The 20,832-nt window shown below is 50.5% G+C and carries 16 protein-coding genes, 1 pseudogene and 1 riboswitch; of the genes and pseudogenes, 7 read left to right on the top strand and 10 right to left on the bottom strand.

What is annotated here, in order from left to right; genetic code table 11:
- The first annotated feature begins 122 nt into the window (after positions 1 to 122).
- Complete coding sequence (locus ACM1PF_RS16050; protein ID WP_416676292.1) at positions 123 to 1,289, top strand: glycosyltransferase family 4 protein; 1,167 nt, start codon at positions 123 to 125, stop codon at positions 1,287 to 1,289.
- Between the two features lie 224 nt (positions 1,290 to 1,513).
- Positions 1,514 to 2,959 carry an O-antigen ligase domain-containing protein gene (locus ACM1PF_RS16055; protein WP_416676293.1) on the top strand — a complete coding sequence of 482 codons (1,446 nt, stop codon included), beginning with the start codon at positions 1,514 to 1,516 and terminating at the stop codon, positions 2,957 to 2,959.
- A 141-nt stretch (positions 2,960 to 3,100) separates the two neighbouring features.
- Here the strand turns inward: ACM1PF_RS16055 and ACM1PF_RS16060 are convergent, their stop codons facing one another.
- The gene (locus ACM1PF_RS16060) at positions 3,101 to 3,895 is read right to left on the bottom strand and encodes a pentapeptide repeat-containing protein (RefSeq protein WP_416676294.1); all 795 of its coding nucleotides are present in this window, start codon (positions 3,893 to 3,895) and stop codon (positions 3,101 to 3,103) included.
- Between the two features lie 190 nt (positions 3,896 to 4,085).
- On the opposite strand from ACM1PF_RS16060, the gene ACM1PF_RS16065 reads away from it, so the two are divergent.
- Both ACM1PF_RS16065 and ACM1PF_RS16070 read left to right on the top strand, forming a co-directional pair.
- Positions 4,086 to 4,607: a 2'-5' RNA ligase family protein gene (locus ACM1PF_RS16065; protein WP_416676676.1), complete on the top strand. Its 522-nt coding sequence runs from the start codon at positions 4,086 to 4,088 to the stop codon at positions 4,605 to 4,607.
- Between the two features lie 60 nt (positions 4,608 to 4,667).
- Positions 4,668 to 4,803, top strand: a riboswitch (Glutamine riboswitch).
- Between the two features lie 34 nt (positions 4,804 to 4,837).
- The gene (locus ACM1PF_RS16070) at positions 4,838 to 5,281 is read left to right on the top strand and encodes a DUF4278 domain-containing protein (RefSeq protein ID WP_416676295.1); all 444 of its coding nucleotides are present in this window, start codon (positions 4,838 to 4,840) and stop codon (positions 5,279 to 5,281) included.
- 129 nt (positions 5,282 to 5,410) lie between these two features.
- Here ACM1PF_RS16070 and tpiA read toward each other — a convergent pair whose 3' ends face one another.
- From tpiA to ACM1PF_RS16085, 3 genes are all read right to left on the bottom strand, one after another.
- Entirely contained in the window at positions 5,411 to 6,145 is a 735-nt protein-coding gene (gene tpiA, locus ACM1PF_RS16075) for a triose-phosphate isomerase (RefSeq protein WP_416676296.1), read from the bottom strand.
- A 119-nt stretch (positions 6,146 to 6,264) separates the two neighbouring features.
- Positions 6,265 to 7,200 (bottom strand): histone deacetylase family protein, encoded by a 936-nt coding sequence (locus ACM1PF_RS16080; RefSeq protein WP_416676297.1) that lies wholly within the window; start codon positions 7,198 to 7,200, stop codon positions 6,265 to 6,267.
- A gap of 137 nt (positions 7,201 to 7,337) precedes the next feature.
- The gene (locus ACM1PF_RS16085; RefSeq protein ID WP_416676298.1) at positions 7,338 to 8,126 is read right to left on the bottom strand and encodes a YdcF family protein; all 789 of its coding nucleotides are present in this window, start codon (positions 8,124 to 8,126) and stop codon (positions 7,338 to 7,340) included.
- 845 nt (positions 8,127 to 8,971) lie between these two features.
- On the opposite strand from ACM1PF_RS16085, the pseudogene gyrA reads away from it, so the two are divergent.
- A pseudogene (gene gyrA, locus ACM1PF_RS16090) lies at positions 8,972 to 11,634 on the top strand (DNA topoisomerase (ATP-hydrolyzing) subunit A).
- Positions 11,635 to 11,686: 52 nt separating this feature from the next.
- Here the strand turns inward: gyrA and ACM1PF_RS16095 are convergent.
- From ACM1PF_RS16095 to ACM1PF_RS16115, 5 genes are all read right to left on the bottom strand, one after another.
- Entirely contained in the window at positions 11,687 to 13,069 is a 1,383-nt protein-coding gene (locus ACM1PF_RS16095) for a hypothetical protein (protein ID WP_416676299.1), read from the bottom strand.
- A 480-nt stretch (positions 13,070 to 13,549) separates the two neighbouring features.
- The gene (locus ACM1PF_RS16100) at positions 13,550 to 14,638 is read right to left on the bottom strand and encodes a hypothetical protein (protein WP_416676300.1); all 1,089 of its coding nucleotides are present in this window, start codon (positions 14,636 to 14,638) and stop codon (positions 13,550 to 13,552) included.
- A gap of 128 nt (positions 14,639 to 14,766) precedes the next feature.
- On the bottom strand, positions 14,767 to 15,879 hold the full coding sequence (locus tag ACM1PF_RS16105; RefSeq protein ID WP_416676301.1) for an LptF/LptG family permease: 1,113 nt from the start codon (positions 15,877 to 15,879) through the stop codon (positions 14,767 to 14,769).
- A 257-nt stretch (positions 15,880 to 16,136) separates the two neighbouring features.
- On the bottom strand, positions 16,137 to 16,865 hold the full coding sequence (gene lptB, locus ACM1PF_RS16110; protein WP_416676302.1) for an LPS export ABC transporter ATP-binding protein: 729 nt from the start codon (positions 16,863 to 16,865) through the stop codon (positions 16,137 to 16,139).
- Between the two features lie 174 nt (positions 16,866 to 17,039).
- The gene (locus ACM1PF_RS16115; protein ID WP_416676303.1) at positions 17,040 to 17,561 is read right to left on the bottom strand and encodes an LptA/OstA family protein; all 522 of its coding nucleotides are present in this window, start codon (positions 17,559 to 17,561) and stop codon (positions 17,040 to 17,042) included.
- A 387-nt stretch (positions 17,562 to 17,948) separates the two neighbouring features.
- Between ACM1PF_RS16115 and ACM1PF_RS16120 the strand changes: the two genes are divergently transcribed.
- Positions 17,949 to 18,932 carry an alpha/beta hydrolase family protein gene (locus tag ACM1PF_RS16120; RefSeq protein ID WP_416676304.1) on the top strand — a complete coding sequence of 328 codons (984 nt, stop codon included), beginning with the start codon at positions 17,949 to 17,951 and terminating at the stop codon, positions 18,930 to 18,932.
- 61 nt (positions 18,933 to 18,993) lie between these two features.
- A protein-coding gene (locus ACM1PF_RS16125; RefSeq protein ID WP_416665731.1) for an IS1 family transposase occupies positions 18,994 to 19,697 on the top strand; the annotation gives its coding sequence in 2 pieces (ribosomal slippage) (positions 18,994 to 19,329 and positions 19,332 to 19,697; 702 coding nt in all).
- A 219-nt stretch (positions 19,698 to 19,916) separates the two neighbouring features.
- Here the strand turns inward: ACM1PF_RS16125 and rsmG are convergent.
- Positions 19,917 to 20,816, bottom strand: a complete 900-nt coding sequence (rsmG, locus tag ACM1PF_RS16130) for a 16S rRNA (guanine(527)-N(7))-methyltransferase RsmG (protein ID WP_416676677.1) — start codon at positions 20,814 to 20,816, stop codon at positions 19,917 to 19,919.
- Positions 20,817 to 20,832: the final 16 nt, after the last annotated feature.

Genomic DNA, 20,832 nt, shown 5'->3' on the forward strand with positions numbered 1-20,832 from the left:
GAGGTGAATGTCACAGAGCCGTTTCGCAGGTTGCATTTACTATGGTAAGACTCAAACTTCAAATTTCTGGACGAATCCAGGTTCTGCTCCATTCAGCCTCTACCATTCGGGGATGATGTGCCATGAAGATTACATTTGTAATGGCAGGGGGATTCAACCTGACTGGGGGAGAACGGGTTATTGCAGCCTATGCAAAGCATTTAATCCAACGGGGACATGAAGTGTTAGCGGTGTCCTGCCCCTCACCGCCGATTCGCTGGCGAGAACAATTTCGATCGCTCAGAAAAGGTAGAGGCTGGATTCCGGATAACTCCAATGAACCTTCCCACATTCGCCATGCCGGAGTGCCTCACAAGCTGTTGAAGGCCCATCGCCCTGTTGTCGATGCAGATCTCCCGGATGCAGACGTGGTGATTGCCACCTGGTGGGAAACGGCAGAATGGGTGATGAACCTATCCCCAAACAAGGGGACAAAGGTTTATTTTGTGCAGCACCACGAAGTTTTTGATTATCTCCCTAAAGCAAGGGTAGAAGCAACCTACAGGTTCCCACTGCACAAAATTGTGGTGGCAAGATGGCTGGCAGCCCTAATGAAGGAACGGTATGGCGATGCCGATGTATCACTCGTACCTAATAGTGTTGATACGGCTGTGTTCCATCAACCCAGCCGGAGTAAGCAATCTCAGCCCACGGTGGGAGTAATCTATTCGACTGACTATTGGAAAGGCTGTGATGTCTGTCTCAAAGCTTTCTCGATCGCCGCTCAAACTATTCCTAATCTGCGCCTGATTTCCTTCGGGGGAGATCGTCTATCGCCAGAACTACCCTTGCCAGCGGATGCCACGTTTGTTTATCGCCCTTCCCAACAGGAGTTAAAGTACCTGTATGGAGCTTGCGATGTCTGGCTCTTTGGCAGCCGATCGGAAGGATTTGGCTTGCCGATCCTGGAGGCGATGGCCTGTCGAACACCAGTGATTGGAGTCCCCACCGGAGCAGTTTTGGATCTCTTACCGGAAGGGGGCGGTATCGTAGTTAAATCAGATGACCCAGAAGCAATGGCGCGATCGATTGAGATAATTTGCAACCTGTCCAATGCCGAATGGCAGCACCGTTCTGAACAGGCCTACACCAAAGCCACTCAATACTCCTGGGAAGATGCCACCGATCGGTTTGAGGCAGCGTTACTGAGGGCGATCGATCGGCCGGAACAGCAGAAAGTGGCAGAGGCACCAAAGGTTGCCGGACTTAACGTGCTCAATTCATCATTGGGCAACTCTCAGCCCTACTGATGAAATCCGGGATGAAATAGATGAAATAACGGTCAGATCTCAGGGGCACTCTAGCAAAGTTTCTATAAAGCCAGCAGATTTCACCGACACGGGAAGAACTGATTTGATATCTTGATACAGAATCATAATGCTCCCTGGCGCGTCGATTGGGCTGATGAGCAGATTCACTGACTGTATTAAGTAGTCAGTATGCTTAAGCAGTAAATAGAAGTGGAGAGTAATCGATGGGTTTTACATTCACTGGCAATCCGTTTCCCAATGTGGCAATCACAACACCGCTTGTGATGTTCCTCTGGATTCCAGTGGTGATTTACCTGTTTTCCCGTTTTCCAGCTCGAAAAGCGGTAGTGATCAGCTTCCTGGTAGCGTGGCTTTTTCTGCCACAGGCCGTGCTGGAGTTACCTGGCATTCCCAACTACACCAAAACCTCAGCCACCTGCTACGGCATTCTCCTGGCCACCATCATCTATGATGTAGGACGGTTTAGCACCTTTCGATTTAGCCTGCTCGATCTTCCGATGGCAATCTGGTGCTTATGCCCGTTCGTTTCGTCTATCTCCAATGATCTGGGGGCATACGATGGCGTATCGGCCACGATGAACCAGGTGATGACCTGGGGCATTCCTTACTTTCTCGGACGAATTTACATTAACAGCTTGGACGGGTTTCGCTTGCTCGCTACCGGCATCTTTATGGGAGGACTGGTCTACATTCCGTTCTGTCTCATCGAAAACCGCTTCAGTCCTCAGTTGCACCGGATTGTTTATGGCGACCACGCATTTTTAGATTTTGGTCAATCCATCCGTCTGGGAGGGTTTAGACCGACGGTATTTATGCATCATGGATTAGCCGTAGGAGCATTCATGATGGTTGCAACCCTCTCAGGCATTTGGCTCTGGCGGGCCGGAACCCTCAAACGGCTCTGGGATATTCCCGTGAAATGGCTGGTATGGGCTTTGTTTATCACCTTCATTCTGGTGCGATCGACGGGTGCCTATGGGCTGCTGGCATTCGGGGTCGGAATTATGATCGTGGGACGACGGTTTCGGAGTGCTCTACCCATTTTCCTCCTGATTCTAGGCATTTTCGCCTACTTGTACGTCAATACCTTTACTGAAAGCTACGTTACCGATCAGATTCTCGACAACCTAGGGGGTGTTTTCCCGGAAGATCGGCTGCAATCCCTGGAATTCCGTTTCTTTAATGAAGAACTCCTGGCTCAGAGGGCACAACAGCGATTTTGGTTTGGATGGGGCGGTTTTGGCCGAGCACTGGTTCAGATTGATCCATTAAATCCCTGGTCTGGCATCACCGTGCAGGATAGTCTATGGATTATTGCCTTCGGACATCACGGCATTGTGGGGCTAACGAGCCTCTTTGTCTCCATGTTGCTTCCCGTGATCGTACTCTTCTGGTCGCGTTATCCGGCCAGACAGTGGTTCAACCCTCAAGTTGCTCCGGCGATCGTCCTGGCGGTGGGTGTTGTCCTGTACATGGTTGACTGTATTTTGAATGCTATGATCAATCCGCTCTATATTCTTGCCGTCGGAGGTATTGCGGGATTGGTGTTAAAGCCCAAGGAAAAATTGCGGAAAGCCAAACCTCGTATGGTCATGGTGGAGCAAGAGGCTTATCCTGCCATCAAGTCATCTGGATACAGGGGACTTTAGCATACCTCTGGAAAACCTAGTAAACGCAGGCGTGAATTTAGCAACCGTAGGGCGGGCATCTTGCCCGCGCAGGCTAGAAGCCTGCACTACGAAAGGTAGGTGTATTGCTGCCGAGGTCTACTAGCTTGGGAAAAGCCAAACTTAAGGTAACCCAAACCGCAGGAGCAGGGAAGCAACTGAACCTAAAACATTGAGAACCTGTATCCCAATCCCATTACCACCGCGCATGGCTGCCTGCTGTTTCTCCGTCGCTTCTTGAAAAGCGTGGATGCCGCTGACCACCTGAGTGGCTGCCTGTAGTCCTACCTCATGGCCTTGCTGGGAGTAAAGTTGTTCTGCCCATTGGGCATCTTCCAGCGCTCCCACCGGATCACCTGAATGAAAGCGCGAAATGCTGCGAGCCAGGTAAGCATGGGCAAAGGTTGGTTCCTGGGCCACTGCCTGACTGTAGTGATAAATTGCGCCTCGATAATTGCCGCGTTCTGCTTCCGCTAATCCCAGCCGATAGATCATTTCAGTGGTTGTAACCTCTGTCGGTAAGCCGATCGCCCCCAGAAAATTCGCACTCTCAATATTGGCGTTTTGTAGATTGGCTCCCGTGAGAATAGCCCCTCGCAGATCGGCCCCTCGCAGATCGGCTCCACTCAGATCGGCACCGGTCAAATTGGCATTAAATAAATTCGCTCCCGCCAGATTAGTCCGACTCAGGTTGGCTCCCGATAAATTAGCGCGACTGAGGTTAGATTGACTCAGGTTGGCTCCGTTGAGGTCAACATTGGATAGGTTGGAGTAAACTAATCCTGCGCGACTGAGGTTACATTCAGGACATTCTCGCGTACTGAGAAGCCGTTGCATCTGTTCGAGGCTCTCAGCATGGACAGGGGCAGTCCATCCGAGCAGCAGCAGGGTCAAAACGGGAACGGTGTAGCGTTTCATGGCTAGGGGGAGGGGTGCAAACGAAGGTTTCACTAATTCACTAATCTGTGGGCTAAAATCTGCAGACTCAAATCTGTAGACTAATTTTCTCTGGACTTAATTTTCTCTATGATGCCCGAAAATCTCGATTCTGAGTCATATGTTATTTGTTACAGCCGATTGCCCTCCTTCTAGATTTTTTATCGCCTTGATGGTGCCACCAGATGTGCAGGAGTATGCTCAGCAGGTGATCGCAGAACTGAAGGCGGATTACCAGACGGACACAGCAAAGGTTTCGCCTCACATCACCCTTCAGGCTCCGTTTCTCTGGCAGCCGGAGCAGTTACCAGAACTAGAGTCCTGTATTCGCGCCATTGCTCAGGTTCACTCAGAAATTCCGATCGCTGTGTCAAACTTTGGGGCCTTTGCGCCACGAGTGTTGTATCTGGATGTTCACAAAACCGCCGAGCTTTTAGCCCTACAGTCCCGCTTGGCAGAGCACCTGGAGGCAACGTTGGGAATTGTTGACCTGAAGGCCAAAACCCGTTCCTTTTCGCCCCACATCACGGTGGCTTCCCGAAACCTGAAGCGAAAAACCTTTCAGCAAGCTTGGGCCAGGCTTCAAGAGCGGCAAGTTGAATTTAATTTCATCTGCGATCGCCTCACCCTACTCCGTCACGATGGGGCACGCTGGCAAACCGCAACGGAATTCCCTTTTGTTAAGATTTTATGACTAAACCGGGTTTCGATTGACAGAAACCAGAAAAACGGTAACAATAGATACAGAAATCAAATCGTTCATCCTTCAAGGCGTTGATAAAGCACGATAAGCACGATATCGAGTGCAAGGTTATTAAACAAAAGCTTGGCATCGTATCAGTGAGTTAGCCTGATGGACGGAAGTAGGGAAAAACCCGAAGGAACGCGCCCCTCAAGTCCATTCAACCAAGAGAGGCGAAACCTATGAAACTGACCTATCGCGGCAAGAGCTACGACTACAACCCACCAGAAGTTGAATACGGTGATCTGAACCAATCGGGTAAGTATCGAGGACTGGATGTACGATTCCGCAACCCCAAGCGTCCTCTGGTACTGCAACCCACCCTTGATTTGTTGTATCGCGGCGTTGCTTACAAGAATAATGAGGTTGAAGAATCTCCAGCAAGCGTTCCCGTAGAAGCAGAAGTCACTAAGGCTCCAACCTTGTCTGTACAGGATCGGGCTCGGATGCTGATGATGTCCCATCATCGACGGGTGAAGCATCGTCAACAAGCTATGTTGAGCCGCCTGGATGTGCAAGTTGGTCTTCCTTCTGGAGAGGCATCCCAGTTTTGGAATCATGTTCAGGGTAAGGTGCATCCATCCTTTGGAGACACTTACGATCGCAGTCAAGCATCTTTGAGTTAGTTGCGATGACTGGCAGGATCGAGCACCAAACATCCTGTTCTTAAGTTAGCTGGTTGAGGGCACCCCTAGATGGGGTGCTTTTCTTTGGCTAGTTGGTTTTGGCTAGTTGGGTTTAGCCAGAACCAAACCCTAATGGACAGATTCGTAATTGACGATCCGCGCAAAATCCTTGGGATTCAAGCTGGCTCCCCCCACCAAGGCTCCATCAATTTCTGGTTGCGCCATGATCTCATCGATATTGCCTGGTTTGACGGAGCCACCGTATTGGATCGTGACGTTGGGGTTATCCAGCCGACTGCGAATGATACCGATAATGCGGTTGGCTTCATCGGCATCACAGGTATCGCCTGTACCGATCGCCCAGATTGGTTCGTAAGCAATCACCAGTTGTGCTTGATCAACATTCACCAGTCCCTTTTCAAGCTGACTGATGATCCATGCCTCTGTTTCCCCTGCATCTCGCTGCTGCTTGGTTTCACCCACACACAAAATGGGAATCAGCCCGTGGGACTGGGCCGCTTTCAACCGCAGATTGACCGTTTCATCCGTTTCACCAAAGTACTGCCTGCGTTCGCTGTGTCCGACCACTACATAGCGCACGCCAATTTCAGCCAGCATGGGGGCTGAGATTTCTCCCGTATAAGCTCCCACCTCTTCCCAGTGAACATTTTGTGCCCCTACTCGAATGCGGCTACCATGCAAGTTTTTGGATAGCGTTCCTAAGGCGGTGAAGGGCGAACAAAGCACAATCTCCCGATCGTCTGGGGTATTGTCTACATAATTTAGGAACCCTCGTAGAAACTCCAGAGCTTCTGTCTGGGTTTTGTACATTTTCCAGTTACCAGCAATGATGACCTTACGCACGGGTATCTCGATATATGTCTATAGCTTTTGTTTGTTAGAACACCAAAAGATGCATCCTCTAGTCTATGGCTCAAGGGATCTATCCACAAGCGCAGATTTGAATTATTCAGCTAAATGACTTAGTTTGAGCGGGGAAACAAACAGCGTTCGATCGTTGCCATCACTGAGTAGGAAAGGGTTTTGAAGTCATATCCCCCTTCTAAGCCAAACAAAATTTTGTGAGTGAACTGGAGGCAGTAGTCGGTCAATACACCGTAGTCTTCTGGTTGCAGAGCAATATGGGCGAGGGGATCCGCTTTGGTTGCATCGTATCCAGCACTCACAATCAACAGATCGGGTTGAAACGCCTGTAAAAACGGTAACACTGCCTGCTCAAATGGCTCTCGATAATCGGTTAATACACTTCCTGCCGACATCGGAATGTTCAGCACATTGTTAAATTGCCCCCGCTCCTGAGCCGACCCTGTGCCTGGATAGTGAGGAAATTCGTGCAGGGAACAGTAGGCAATGTGGGGATTTATCTCCACGATCGCCTGCGTGCCGTTGCCATGATGCACATCCCAATCCAGAATAGCCACCCGTTGAATTTCAGGCTGCTGGAGGGCGTAGTGGGCACTGATGGCAGCATTGGAGAAGATACAGAAGCCCATTCCCCGTTCTGCTAAGGCATGATGCCCTGGAGGGCGGGTCAGGGCAAAGGCAGGTTTTCCAGTTGCGAGCACCCGATCGATTCCATCCAGCCAGGCACTCACCGCCAGTAGGGCTACATCGTAGCTGTGGAGAGAAACAATGGTATCCGGATCAATATGCCCGCCCCCCATGACTGCCAGCCGTTGCACCGCTTGAACATACTGGGGAGAATGCACAGCATGGAGAACCTGCGTCAGTCGATCGCCTTGAGCTGACACAGGCGTAGGAACCTGCCAATCTAACTGATCTGCCCAGGGAGCAGACTTGAGGGATTGAACAATGGACGATAGCCGCCCAGCATTTTCTGGGTGAAATGACCCAGTATCGTGCTCTAAGAATTCTTCGGAGTAGATGACAGGAAACATAGGAAGACAGAAGAATACGGTTCGAGGGGACTGGAAGGGGTTGGCTTGACCTGGACAACAGATCAACTCCAGAATGACCTGACGGACGACCAGATTGCAACTGCCCTGAAGACTGCCCCAGAACGATCCTAACGTCTTCAACCGTTATGAGAGCTAGCAGGGTGCTGAGGCGGCAATGGGGAAAATGCCATCTCAGGATTAGGCTGACGGGAATATCGTCCCATGAGACCGTAACTCACCAAACCTACCCATTCTCTTAACACCGTAAATGTTTTATTGGTGCGATTCAGTCCCCGTAAACCAGAACTAATGACCGGCGTAACGCTAAAACCAAAGCCGCGAAAGGTGAGAATCGATCGCATCATGTGGGGAGAGTCCGTGACCAGGAGAATCCGCTTGACTCCCTGCGGCTTCAGCAACAATGCGGTGAATTTGGCGTTTTCATAAGTCGTTCGAGAACACTCTTCTCCCTGGAGGGATTGATCAGGGATGCCCTGGCCTTGCAACGACCTGAGAATTCTAGGAGCATCGGAAATGCCACTGGCAAAAATCAGGGGAGCGCGTTCCTCTTCCCATAGTTCCCTAGCCACCGTGATCCGTGAAGGGTTATATCCATTCCCTCGGCCCAAAACGACGATCGCCTCTGCGGGCATTCCAGAATCATCAGGAATTGGGCTTTCTAAAACCCTGCCAGCAAGGTTGATAAACAGGGGGGACAACGCGAGAAGATAGCTCAGAGCTAATCCCACCACCGTGATTCGAGCCGGACGACGACCCCAGCGTTTAGGAAGCAAGCTCACCAGCACGAATAGCCCGACAAACGCCAGCATGACCTCAGAGGGCTGCGTGATCCAGCGTGAGGCAAAGCGGGTAAACGATAGCCACGATCCAGCCGTGGATTCAGGACAAGCAAGCAAGGGCAGCATAGTTCCTCCAAGATGGGTCTACCAGGGGGTCTCTACTGTTCTACAGAATTTTATTTACAAATCGTGATGATTTTATTTGGGTTGCAGTTGGCTCCTGCCCTATAAAGTAAGCCACTTCCACCCCCCTGTATTCATGATGAATCGTCTAGCTCTTCAACATCTCTTTACAGAAGATTAAAGAGTGGGTGAAGCAGGAAGGATTTGGGCGGAGTCGGTCTAATCCAGAAAAGCTGCGCCAGCGATCGTACTCAGGCACCGGGTACGGGTCAATTTTGGATTGGCATGACAGCTGTTTACTGGCAAAGCGGTGTATCCCAATTTTGATTGGCTATAGACAAATCATTCACTGGCAGGCAAGACTTCGGCTTGAACGCTCAGTCGAAACGCGGCCTGCGCTACGGAAATCGATCGATTTGCATCAATTTGCATCAATGGGATACCCCCCTGGAATCGAGCATTAGGATCAAGTATTGGATTCAGCAAGGTGGGTAAAAAAATCAATTAAAGCTAATAGTAACCTCGGCGATCGATCGACCTTTTGTAATTAGAATTTAGATTTTTATTAGTCTGGAAATCAGATAGAAAAATAGGGGTTATCCTGGGAACTATTTTGCGAGGAATTTGATTTTATTTCGATGAATCAACACGGTAGCTCAAATGCCGGTTTGGCTCAGAATTCAGCACCTCTCCAGAGTCAAAAATTGTGTTAAAATCTTAGAGTCTATCTTCTGCTTTTAACTGTAGAGTTACCAGAGAGTTCCAGGCTAGGCGCGATTAGATTTGCTGACCCGTTTCTAGTCCCGTTCTAGTCGTTAAAATGCATCAGTTCGTGGAGTTTTTATCGTATGAGTATTCCCCAGGAACGGATTGTTCCCACCGATCTGCGAAACGAAATGTCTCGCTCGTATTTAGAGTACGCCATGAGCGTCATTGTAGGTCGGGCATTACCAGATGCTAGGGATGGTCTGAAGCCTGTGCATCGCCGTATTCTTTACGCCATGCATGAATTGGGGTTGACCAGCGATCGCCCTTTTCGGAAATGTGCCCGTGTTGTCGGGGAAGTGCTTGGTAAATATCACCCCCACGGCGATACAGCCGTTTATGATGCGCTGGTGCGAATGGCGCAAGATTTTTCCATGCGGTTTCCGTTGATTAATGGACACGGTAATTTCGGCTCTATTGACAACGATCCGCCTGCCGCCATGCGATACACCGAATGTCGGCTGCAATCACTGACCAGTGCCGCCTTGCTGCGCGATATTGAATCAGAAACCGTTGACTTTACCCCCAACTTTGATGGGTCTCAGCAGGAACCATTGGTATTACCCGCACGGGTGCCGCAACTGCTGTTAAACGGTTCAGCGGGGATTGCGGTTGGGATGGCCACCAACATTCCTCCCCATAATCTGGGTGAGCTACTGGATGGTGTGGTGGCGTTGATTCACAATCCCGACATTACAGACCTTGAGCTAATGCAGCACATTCCAGGGCCAGACTTTCCTACGGGAGGTCAAATCCTGGGTACTACCGGCATTCGGGAAGCCTACACCACCGGACGCGGTTCGGTGACCATGCGGGGCGTTGCGGCGATCGAAACCATTGAACAACGGGGACGACCCGATCGAGATGCCATCATCATCACCGAATTACCCTACCAGACCAACAAAGCGGCATTGATTGAAAAGATTGCCGAAATGGTCAACGAACGGCGGCTGGAAGGGATCGCAGATATTCGAGATGAAAGCGATCGAGATGGGATGCGGATTGTAATTGAACTGCGCCGCGATGCCTATCCCCGCGTCGTTTTGAATAATCTGTATAAGCAAACGCCCCTGCAAACGAATTTTGGCGTGAATATGCTGGCTCTGGTGGAGAGTGAGCCACAACTCCTGAGTTTGAAGCAATCCTTGCAGGTCTTTTTAGACTTCCGGATTGAAACGATCACCCGGCGAACCCGCTACGAACTCCGCAAAGCTGAAGAACGAGATCACGTCTTGCAGGGCTTGTTGATTGCCCTGGCTAATCTTGATGGAATCATCAACCTGATTCGTCACGCGGCCGATACTGCGAGTGCGCGCCAAGAGTTGATTGATTCCTATGCCCTCTCCGATGTGCAGGCAGATGCCATTCTGCAAATGCAGCTCCGACGGTTAACGGCTCTGGAAGCTGAGAAGATTCAGCAGGAGCATGAAGATCTCCAACTGCGGATTGCAGACTTGCAGGATATCCTGGCGCGGCGCGAGCGAATTCTGGAGATGATTGAAACGGAGGTTGCAGAACTGAGGGCAACCCACGCCAATCCTCGCAGAACGGTGATCGAACGGGCGGATGGCGAAATCGTTGATACGGACTTAATTGCCAATGAGCAGGCCATTATCCTGTTGACGGAACAAGGCTACATCAAACGAATGCCCGTCAGCACCTTTGAGTCTCAAAGTCGGGCGACACGGGGTAAGGCTGCTGCCCGCATCAAGGAAGATGATGGCATTGAACACTTCCTCACCTGTTGCGATCACGATAGCGTTCTGTTCTTCAGCGATCGCGGCATTTCCTACTGCCTCAAGGCTTACCAGATCCCGACTGGATCGCGCACGGCCCGGGTACGCCGATCGTGCAAATGCTGCCCATCTCCCATGAGGAGAAAATCACTTCGATCGTCCCTGTCACTGAATTTTCAGATGACGAGTATCTGGTGATGCTGACGCAAAAGGGCTACATCAAGAAAACCGAGCTGTCTGCTTTCAGCAATATTCGCGCCAATGGACTGATTGCGATTTCCCTGGAGGAGGGTGATCAACTCCGCTGGGTGCGTCGGGTGCGAGCGGAGGATAGCATTATCATCGGTTCTCGCCAGGGGATGACGATTCACTTCCGCGCCAATCACGAACAACTGCGTCCCTTGGGCCGACCGACGCGAGGGGTGAAGTCGATGTCCCTTCGCAAGGGCGATGAGCTGATCAGCATGGATGTTTTGCCTAGCCAGGTGATCGCCAGCATGGCCGAAAGTGAGGAGGCTGACATCGATACGGACACCGAAGAACTGGAAGCCGATTATCGGAATCAAGGCCCCTGGGCTTTGGTAATTACGATGGGGGGATTGGGTAAGCGTGTTCCTGTTTCCCAGTTCCGCTTGCAAAAACGGGCCGGTATGGGGCTACGAGCAATCAAATTCCGTAAGAGCAATGACAAGCTGGCTGCGCTCCAGATCGTGAATGAAGCTGATGAAATCATTATGGTGACCAGTCGAGGCATCATTATTCGCCAGGCAGTGAATGCCATTTCCTGTCAATCCAGGGCAGCAACGGGTGTGCGGGTACAGCGATTGGATGATGATGATGCGATCGTTGCGGTGGCGCTGGTGCCCTCGTCTGATGGTGAAGCAGACGGAACTGAAGTAGACGGAGCTGAAGCAGGCGAAATTGAAGCAGACGGAGCTGAAGCAGACGGAGCTGAAGTAAACGGAGCTGAAGTAAACGGAGCTGAAGCAGGCGAAATCGAGGAGAATTAAAGGCGCAATTCAACCGAAAATACAGCAATGCATCTGGCAGTGGCGAACGTCGTCACTGCTTTTGTTTGAGATCGTCGGTGGGCAACTCGCTGCTCAGAAGTTCAGGAGCAGGTTCAGAACGGCGATCGGATTTAGTTTGCGAAAAAATGCGGTATGGGGTGGGGCAGGTAGTACAGTGTTGGTTCATCGACACCAGGCTGTATTCAACATTCTCAGTATGAATAGTCATCGTGATGTTAAACACTTCTAAAAAGTGAATAATCCATTGGCATTCTTCTTCCGGATATTGCTCATAGTATTTAATTAAGCTGGCAATTCTTGCTTCTAAATGAATGCGGGAATAGGGGCAAATTAAAATTAGCTTCAGGAGGACAATCACCAGGGTCAACGAATTGCCCTTCGTGAGTAGCAGGACAAACAAAGCAGCCGGTTCCTGACCATTGGCAAGGGTCAAGTAGTCAATGACTTTATTCACCGATCGGATCAGCAACGGCTGATCTAACGGATCGGCATCATGGTGGGAATAAAGTGAGGTCAGTTTTTCAGATAGCTGTTGTTTCAATTCCGTCGCAATTTCACTTTGCCCGGATGAGAAAATCAAATACTCTGGCAAGCTGTGCTTAAACTGTCTATAGGTGACATCCTGTACCTGCTTCAAAAAAATTCGAGCCAAGTTGGAATAGTTAAAAACCCCTTGCTTGGCAACAATTTTCTGAATTAACCCAAACACATCGTCTGCTAATGAGGTCGGATTTTTTCGACTGTTATTCCTGGAATGTAGCTGATCTGAATGGGCTGTATACAGAGCCAGATCAAACTTAAATCGCTCTTTCAACTGCACATATAAATTCCTGGCTGCCTGCCGTTGTTCTACAGAATTCTCTGAATTAACGTATTGAGATAGGAGCAGGTAGGGGGCGTAGCGATGGCTCCAGTGGATGGCGTTTCGATCGTCATGGCGAGCAATAAACAGTTTCAGTTCCTGAAAATCCTGACTCTGGACAAAGTTTTGCAGCCATTTCCTGAGCCGTGTCAGCGTTCGGGAACTGCTAGGTTTCTCCAGGCTTGGATCAGAGAAAAGTTCAATCAGTTGGCAAATTGCCTGATGGTTTCTAGAAATCTCCCAGTTGTTAATCAAAATATAGCAAGATCGCTTTAAGGTATTGCGAAATTCGGTCTCCTGATTTGCGAATAGAAGTTGAGAAAGGGCAGGAATGATGTCTGAACTGGCGGATTCTGTTTGGTAGATATAAATCTGCTTAAATTCCTGCAATACCTCGTGGGCTGGCCAGGTTTTGACAATTTTTAATAGAAACGAATATAGATGCTCCTGCGCCTGAACCACATCACCCCGAAGATTTTTTTGCGTGGCGATCATCCTCCGGCGTGCTGCTGTGGGTTGAACCGATCGATGAGTGGATGGATGAATAGTCATAGTGTTTTGACAAACCGGTATGGACTTGCATTGAGCCGCGCTTTGGATAGCTACAGGTCGTTTCAGGACAACTCGACCTTCTGCGCTTCCCAAAAGGCTGAAATGCAAATTCTTAAGTAATATTACGCAATTTATATCCGACGCTTTAGTTATAAATACATTTCACCCTGAAGCAGTCACCCCGATGAGCAGTCACCCCGATGAACTGAGTGATTTTCCGCAAATAACGAAGTTCCAAAGAATCAAGATCGCGGATTTATGTAAAAAATACTACCCGTATTTTACCTAGAAACCATCGAAATTGCAAAGGTTTGATCCATTGAAAATCGCTTGCCTGGATAAAAAAGACACTACGCTACTCAGTCCGGTTCAACAGCCCGGCTGAATCCGGCTAAATGGGCGCTGCTCCACATCCGCATCAAGCATCAGTGAGAAAACACCTGATCGACGTAGTATTTAATACAGGCTAGTAGCTTCGCCTTAGGGATTTGAGAAAGTGTTAATCTGACCGCCGCCGATCGTCCGTCCCGGAGCAGAGCGGGGTACGGAGAACGGGGTGGAATCGGGTCGGGTCAATTGGGGCTGCACGGTGCCGAAGGTTTCAGGCTGCACGGTTGTCGGCAGGGTAACGGGAGGAGGGAGAATTCCCGGTAAGGTTTGCGGTGCGGTGAGCATTGTGGAGGAATCACCGACACCGATGGTGGGGGGCAAAACCCTCAGGCTGGCAGGAAGGGTGTACCCCGTTGAGCCAGGAGCAGGGGAGGTTTGGGGAATATAAATCGGCTGAGGAAAAGTTTGATTCGTCGAGGGCTGCCCTGGTAAGGGTTGGGGTAAATAGGGGCGGGGCAGGTTCAGGGGAACGGTAGCGGGAGTCGGCTCGATGCTGGGTTCCGCCTGGGCAGTGGGGGAAGAGATTGACTGACTGACAGAAGGGGTTGAAGCTGAGGCATCGGAAGGAGTTGAAACTCCAGCGTGGCGATCGAGGGCGGCTTGCAGAGGGCTAACGTTCGTCCCGGAATTGGGGCTGGCTGCCCCTGAATCTGGAGTAGATGAATGTCTCCTCGTTGCTTCTGTTGGGTTCATTGCCCCGTTAGACGGACGGGAGGCAGGTGTAGGGGAATCCGCGATTTGGGCAGGAATCGGAACTGGCAAGGATGGCACAGAGAGAGGTTCGAGAAATAGCCGATTCAAAATCTCTAACTCTGCCTGAGCAGTGGGGTTAATGAGCTGAAGGCCGGCTGGATTGGTTGTCTGATCGACCTGTGGAGCGGTGGCATTATTAAACCCTGGCTGAGATTGGAGATCCTCTGGAGCGGATGGCTCCGCCACAACGGAAAAGGGATCAAGGGGAGCGGGCTGATCCGCCGGGGAAGCAGAGTCAAGGGCTTCAGGGTTCAAACTGCGATCGCGCCTCAATCCGGTAAAGCGATCGGGTTGACTCCAATGCTCTGCCAGCACAACCAAACTCATTAGCAAGAGTGCCGCCGATCCCCAAACCGAGGGTCGCCTCAAGACACTGAGCCTGGCTTTTAAGTAGCGAATTGAAACGGGAGGCAGTCTCGACGGCATTCACTCAACCCTACAGTTCTTATCCCTGATAGATATAGCTTAAGTAATTAACCTGCCCCAGTCATCCGCCAGGCTGGTAATTATTCAAATATTTATCCAGATATTTATCCAGATATTTATCCAGATGCTTATTTAGATGAACCAATCAATAACCAACCGGCTGCTGTTAACCCGAATAAGTTGGGAATCCATGCCCCCAAAACGGGTGGAATGTAACCTAGCTGGGCGATCGAACCGCTGACAATTACCAGCAAGTAGTAAGTGAAAATCATCACAATGGTAATGGCGAACCCAGTGGCTCGTCCTGTCCGCTGCAACCGGGCCCCCAGAGCGGCTCCAACTAAACCAAAGGAAATGCAAACAAACGGTAAAGCGACCTTTTGGTGAATCCGCACCTTCAATTTTTGAATCCGATCGCTTCCTCCCCCCTGGCGTAACACATTGAGATACTCCAGAGACTGAGCAATGTTCATCTCATCGTAATCCCGGCGACGAGAAGCCAGATCGAGCGGGGCACGGGGGAGCTGAAGCTGTTGTTGCTCAAACTTAACAATGTTGCGGAAACTGCCATCTGCCGACACCACATAGATTGTCCCGTCGGAAAAATCCCACGTATTTTGATCACTATTCCAAACGGCAGATTTCGCGCTGACAATTTGATCCAGCCCTTCCTGGGAAAAGTCCAGAATGGTTAGTCCCAGCATTTGCCGCCCGTCAAACCGTTTGGCATAAAACAAGCGAGACAGCATATCTTCCCGATTGCCGTCTTCATCGCGGGCTTCCCGAAATTCTTGATATAAAATATTTCGCTCCCGGAAGCTGGGTTCTTCTCGGTTCAGGGCTTGCGCCAGGGTAACCGTTGCCTGGTAATTGGCAGCCGGAACCACGGATTCATTAAAGGCAAAGGTTAAACCCGTAACTAAAATACACAGGGCTAAAGCGGGAACGATCATCCGATATACGCTGACCCCGCAGGCCTTCAGGGCTGTCAGTTCACTATCGCTGGATAAGCGACTGTAGGTCATTAACGTGGCCAACAGCGTCGAGGTGGGAAGGGAATAGGCAACGAACTGCGGCAATTGCAGCAGTAACACCCGAAGGGCGATCGACAAGGGTAGCCCCGATTCTGTAACCCGGCGAATTAAATCAAACAGGATGCCGATCGAAACGCCCAAGGATGAAAAAACACCCACTCCAAACAAAAACGGTAGGATCAATTCCGTTAGGAGATAGCGATCCATGACAGATATTCTGAATGGCCAAACCGAAAATTGGAACGGTGGGCGAGACGATTTTGGGAATCCAACAGTCATAAAGTGAGAGACTTAAGGTTCGGGGTCAAAAGTTGCAGATCTGAGTTCAGGAATTGAGGGATCTAAATTTTGAGTTCACGCTCCTTACTCATCATGCGGATCACTTTCTATCCTATTCTCTACTCTACCCAGTCTATCTATCTTACGATGCCCAGCTTGTGATCACGAGTTGGATCAGTCGCCCGCTATATCTGAAAACTTTCACCCAGATAATATTGACGCACCAGGGGATTCGCATAGAGTTCTTCGGCACTGCCCGATGCCAGAATTTGTCCATCCCGCATAATGTACGCCCGATCGATAATTGCCAGCGTTTCCCGGACGTTGTGATCGGTAATTAGAATGCCCATCTGCCGATCGCGGAGTTTAGCAATAATTTCTTGAATTTCAGCCACGGCGATCGGATCAATTCCGGCAAAGGGTTCATCCAGTAGCAAAAACTTGGCACCTTCCTGCCCTGCCGCTAAAGCCCTGGCAATCTCAGTCCGTCGTCGTTCTCCCCCCGACACCCGGTTTCCTGGAGTGCGGGCCACTTTTTCCAGACGAAATTCCTTCAACAAATCACGCAGCCGACTTTTGTGTTCGTGGATGGGAATGTGAGTTTGCTGGAACACTAACAAGATGTTGTCCTGAACGCTGAGATTGCGAAAGATGCTAGGTTCCTGAGCTAGATAGCCGATGCCCAACCGGGCCCGCTCAAAAATAGGTAGCTCCGTAATGTCCCGCTCGTCCAACCATACCTTGCCCGAATCCGGTTTTTCTAGCCCAGTGGCCATGTAAAAGGTTGTGGTTTTACCTGCCCCATTGGGACCGAGCAATCCCACCACCTCACCTCTAGATACAGACAAATAAACGCGGTTGACTACAACTCGTTTACCGTAGGACTTATGAACATTCTCCAGAACGATTTTCAAGGGTCTGCTCTCACAGATGCTGATGCAAGGACGATCGATTTCAATGCGATTTTAGCCGCGCTTTTGATTGTATCAGAGAGAACTGGGCCACTTATTCCAGAGCCTTCTCTGTTCCAGAGCCAGGGGAATGCATTTGACCGCAGACAAGCAACGCAGTTTATGCCCTGTCTCGTCTTACTCGCTGATTGGATCTTTAAATTCAGCTTTTGGGTCAAAGGGATCTTGAACCTGGGTGGTTGTGTCTGCGGTTGGGGAGGCGTTGGGATCGTCAACCAGATAGATGGACTCCACCTGCTGTCCAGTGTCGGGGAGGGCTACAAACCGACCTTCATCGATCAAATAGGTAATGACTTCACCTCGTAAACTATTCCCGTTTTGCAGAACGAAGACATCACCCGTCAGGACAATTCGTCGTTCGCGGCTGTAATACTGAGCCTGAACGGAAGTGGCCTGAATTTGTCGAGCGGGGTAGTTAATTTGCACATTTCCCCGGGCCGTGATGACTCCTGTGACTGAATTGGCTTCTTGAACATCCGATCGCAGAGTAAGGGCCTGACTGCTATCTGTGACTTGAGCATTGGCTTCTGGAGAGGTAGCAGGGGCGATCGTGATTCCAGCAACCGTGACTGCCGAAAGCACAGTTAAACCAATGTGGCGCAGTCGAATTAAGTGGGGCGGCAGAACGAACAGCATCATGTTACTCAGGTAGCGATATCGCCTAAATCAAGGAAATTATGGATGTATGGTAATTCACTAACTCAATCAATGAATGAGATTTTGCTCAAAATGTTTCTGATCGAAAGGTGATTAAACCCTTGAAGGCTGTAACTCATTAGGTTTGAGCAGTTTCTCCATTGATCTAGCCGCTGTCTCTATCCTGGCATACCGTTCACAAAGATGTCTACAGCGCAGGGTTTCCGGGTTTGGCGCGGGAAGTTTGAATCATCGTTGAGCCAGGCTACGGTCATTAACCACCTATAAAGCCCAGCCTGTGGATACTTCTCATCCTCCTTTCAGCTTCTCCTCATTATTGCTCCAATTTCAGCCGTTAGCATGAGGGCGTAGAACTTCCGGAGCAGAACTATGTATATCCGAGCCATGTTTCGAGCTGCCAAAATCGAAACCGCTTCTTCTCCCTACGACACGATTCACATGAAAGTGTTTTACCCGGCCCAGGCATCTGGCAGTGAAGCAGAGCAAAATCTGGGGGAAGTTCCGGCAGATGTGCAACAGGCTCCATTTCCGATCGTGATTTTGTTCAATGGCATTAATTGTGGGATTGAGCTTTACCAGTGGCTCGCCATTAGGCTGGCAGAACGAGGTTTGGTCGTTGTCACATTTTCCTGGGTGTCCGAAAATCTACCTGGAATGGTCGCTCTGACCCCAGGTGTTGATCTTCAGGCATTATTCCCTGAAGTCTACGGAACTCGTCCAACTGCCTCAGCCTTACCTGCGCTCCTATCAGAAATTAAGCAAATCCAATCTCAAGGTATTCTGGCAGGATTACTGGATGAGCAAAAAATCATTCTGGGCGGGCATTCTGCCGGAGGACGAGTGGCGATCGAAAATGCTGATCCCAAATTTTTCCCTCAGGTGGTTGCCAGTTTTGCCTACGCAGCTCATACGGCCGCTGTGGTGCAACTTGGTTATGAACCAGGTAAAATCCTGCCCTTACCCGATGCCTGTCCCCAACTGCTGTTTGGGGGAACCCATGATGGCGTGATTGCCAGTAGTAGCAATCGTTATGGAGTCACATGGGAAAAGGCCACAACCCCCGTGTTACGCACATTCCAGGAAGCACTCAGCGGTGGACGCAAAGATAGTTACCTGGTGCTTTTAGAAGGAGCCAACCATTTTTCGATCGCCCATCCCTTCGACTCGACTACTGGCAGACCCTTCCTCGATCTACCCGCGACTCAATCCGAAGACCGCATCCGAGATCTGGTGTCCGAGACGATCGGCTTATTTATCGATGCCCACGTTCGCCATCAGTCCACGGCCCTGGAATCGTTACAGTACCTCCTATCTACGCCCAATCCCCTAATTGCATCCTTTGAACAAAAATAGTCCAAGTAAGCAAAAATAGTCCGGCGTTGCATAATTGAAAGATGATTTAGGGTAATCTGCAATGCAATGTCCAGAGTGTGGGGCTACTCATATCCGTAAAAACGGTAAGAGGAAAGGTAAGCAAAATCACATTTGTGTCGCTTGTGGTCGTCAGTTCATTGATACCTACGACCCGCATCGAGGGTACTCAGACGAGTTCAGACGCGAATGCATCAAGATGTATCTCAACGGCTCTGGGTTTCGAGCGATCGAACGGGTCAAAGGAGTACACCATACCACGGTCATTACCTGGGTGCAGCAGGTCGCAACGCGCCTGCCGGACGCCTATGCACCGGAAACGCCCCCCGAAGTTGGAGAACTCGACGAATTGGAAACCTTTGTCGGCTCAAAAAAAACAAGATTTGGCTATGGACAGCCGTTGACCACTTCAAAAAGGGAATTTTAGGCTGGGTTCTGGGTGACCATAGTGCTGAAACCTTTGTCCCGCTCTGGCAGACTGTGGCGGACTGGAACTGCTATTTCTACGTCACTGATGGGTGGTCGGTGTATCCCGGCTTCATTCCCGATGGCGATCAGATTGTCAGCAAAACGTATATGACTCGAGTTGAAAGTGAGAACACTCGCTTGCGGCACTATCTGGCTCGACTGCATCGCAAAACGCTGTGCTACTCCAAAGCCGTAGAAATGCTGGCTCACTCTATTCGGTTGTTACTTCACTACCTCAGGTTTGACGATGTTCCAGTTCCTCCGAGGTTCATCTCTTGATTCAGCAACGCCAATAGTCCAAGTAAGCAAAAATAGTTCAAGCCGCATAAAGGTTGAACAAACCAAACAAAAATGCAGGCAAGATACCTGCGCTACGGGGATGAAGGGCGACTGGAGGTCAGGAATCCGTCCGGTTTGCCCAATGGACGCTCTACTTCCCGACTCCCGACTCCCGACTCCCCACTCCCCACTCCTCACTCCTCACTCCTCACTCCTCACTCAAATCGGTTTCTGTACCGGAATCCCAACAGCTCGGGGAAACTGGCCTGGGGTTGGCTTCAGCTTTTTCAGCATCACACAATGGCGAATTCCCTGGCTGAGGGGCAGAGTTAGCCGATCGACTGCTGCCAAACTTCCCCCCAACTGAGACACCGATCGCTTCAACTGAGATTCCTCTTCCGGTGTCCACTGACCTCGATACAGCACTGCCACCCCTCCCACCTTTAACAGGGGTAATGCATACTCGGCACAGACTGAAGCGGCTGCCACTGCTCGAATCAATGCCAAATCATAGGATGCTCGGTGCTGCGGCTGCTGTCCGACCTGTTCCACCCGATCGACTAACGTTTTTGCATTCAGAATGCCCATCGTCTCCAATACTGTATCCAGGAAAGCCATCTTCTTCCGAGTTGAATCCAGCAAGGTGACTGTCCAATCGGGGCAGGCGATCGCCACAGGTATACCCGGAAATCCAGCCCCCGTGCCAATGTCGATGACTTGGAAGGAGTTAGGAGTTAGGAGTCGGGAGTCGGGAGTCGGGAGTCGGGAGTGAGGAGTGAGGGGTGAGGGGTGAGGAGTGAGGGGTGAGGAGTGAGGAGAAATGGCGTTTTGTAGCCCAGGCGTGCCTGCCTCTTGCCCTTCACCTCCTGGTTCCCCATTTCCCATTCCCCACTGCCCATTCCCGATCGCCCCCCGGACTCCACTCAAGGAATCCCACAAATGTTTCTCCCAAAACTCTGTTGGGTCAGTAATTCGGGTGAGGTTCAGTTGCCGGTTGCCTCCCAGAATCAGTTCATATAATTGCTGAAATTGCTGCTGCTGGACTGGGGTAGGCTGCCATCCCAAACTGTGCTGCCACTGCCCCATCATGGGTGGCAATATCAAGCCTTCATCGCTCATTTTGCGGCTTCCTTGT

Origin of the sequence: Egbenema bharatensis FJBBOT/2019 (assembly GCF_048077055.1) — a bacterium.
In the GTDB taxonomy this organism is placed as follows: Bacteria; Cyanobacteriota; Cyanobacteriia; order Elainellales; family Elainellaceae; genus Egbenema; species Egbenema bharatensis.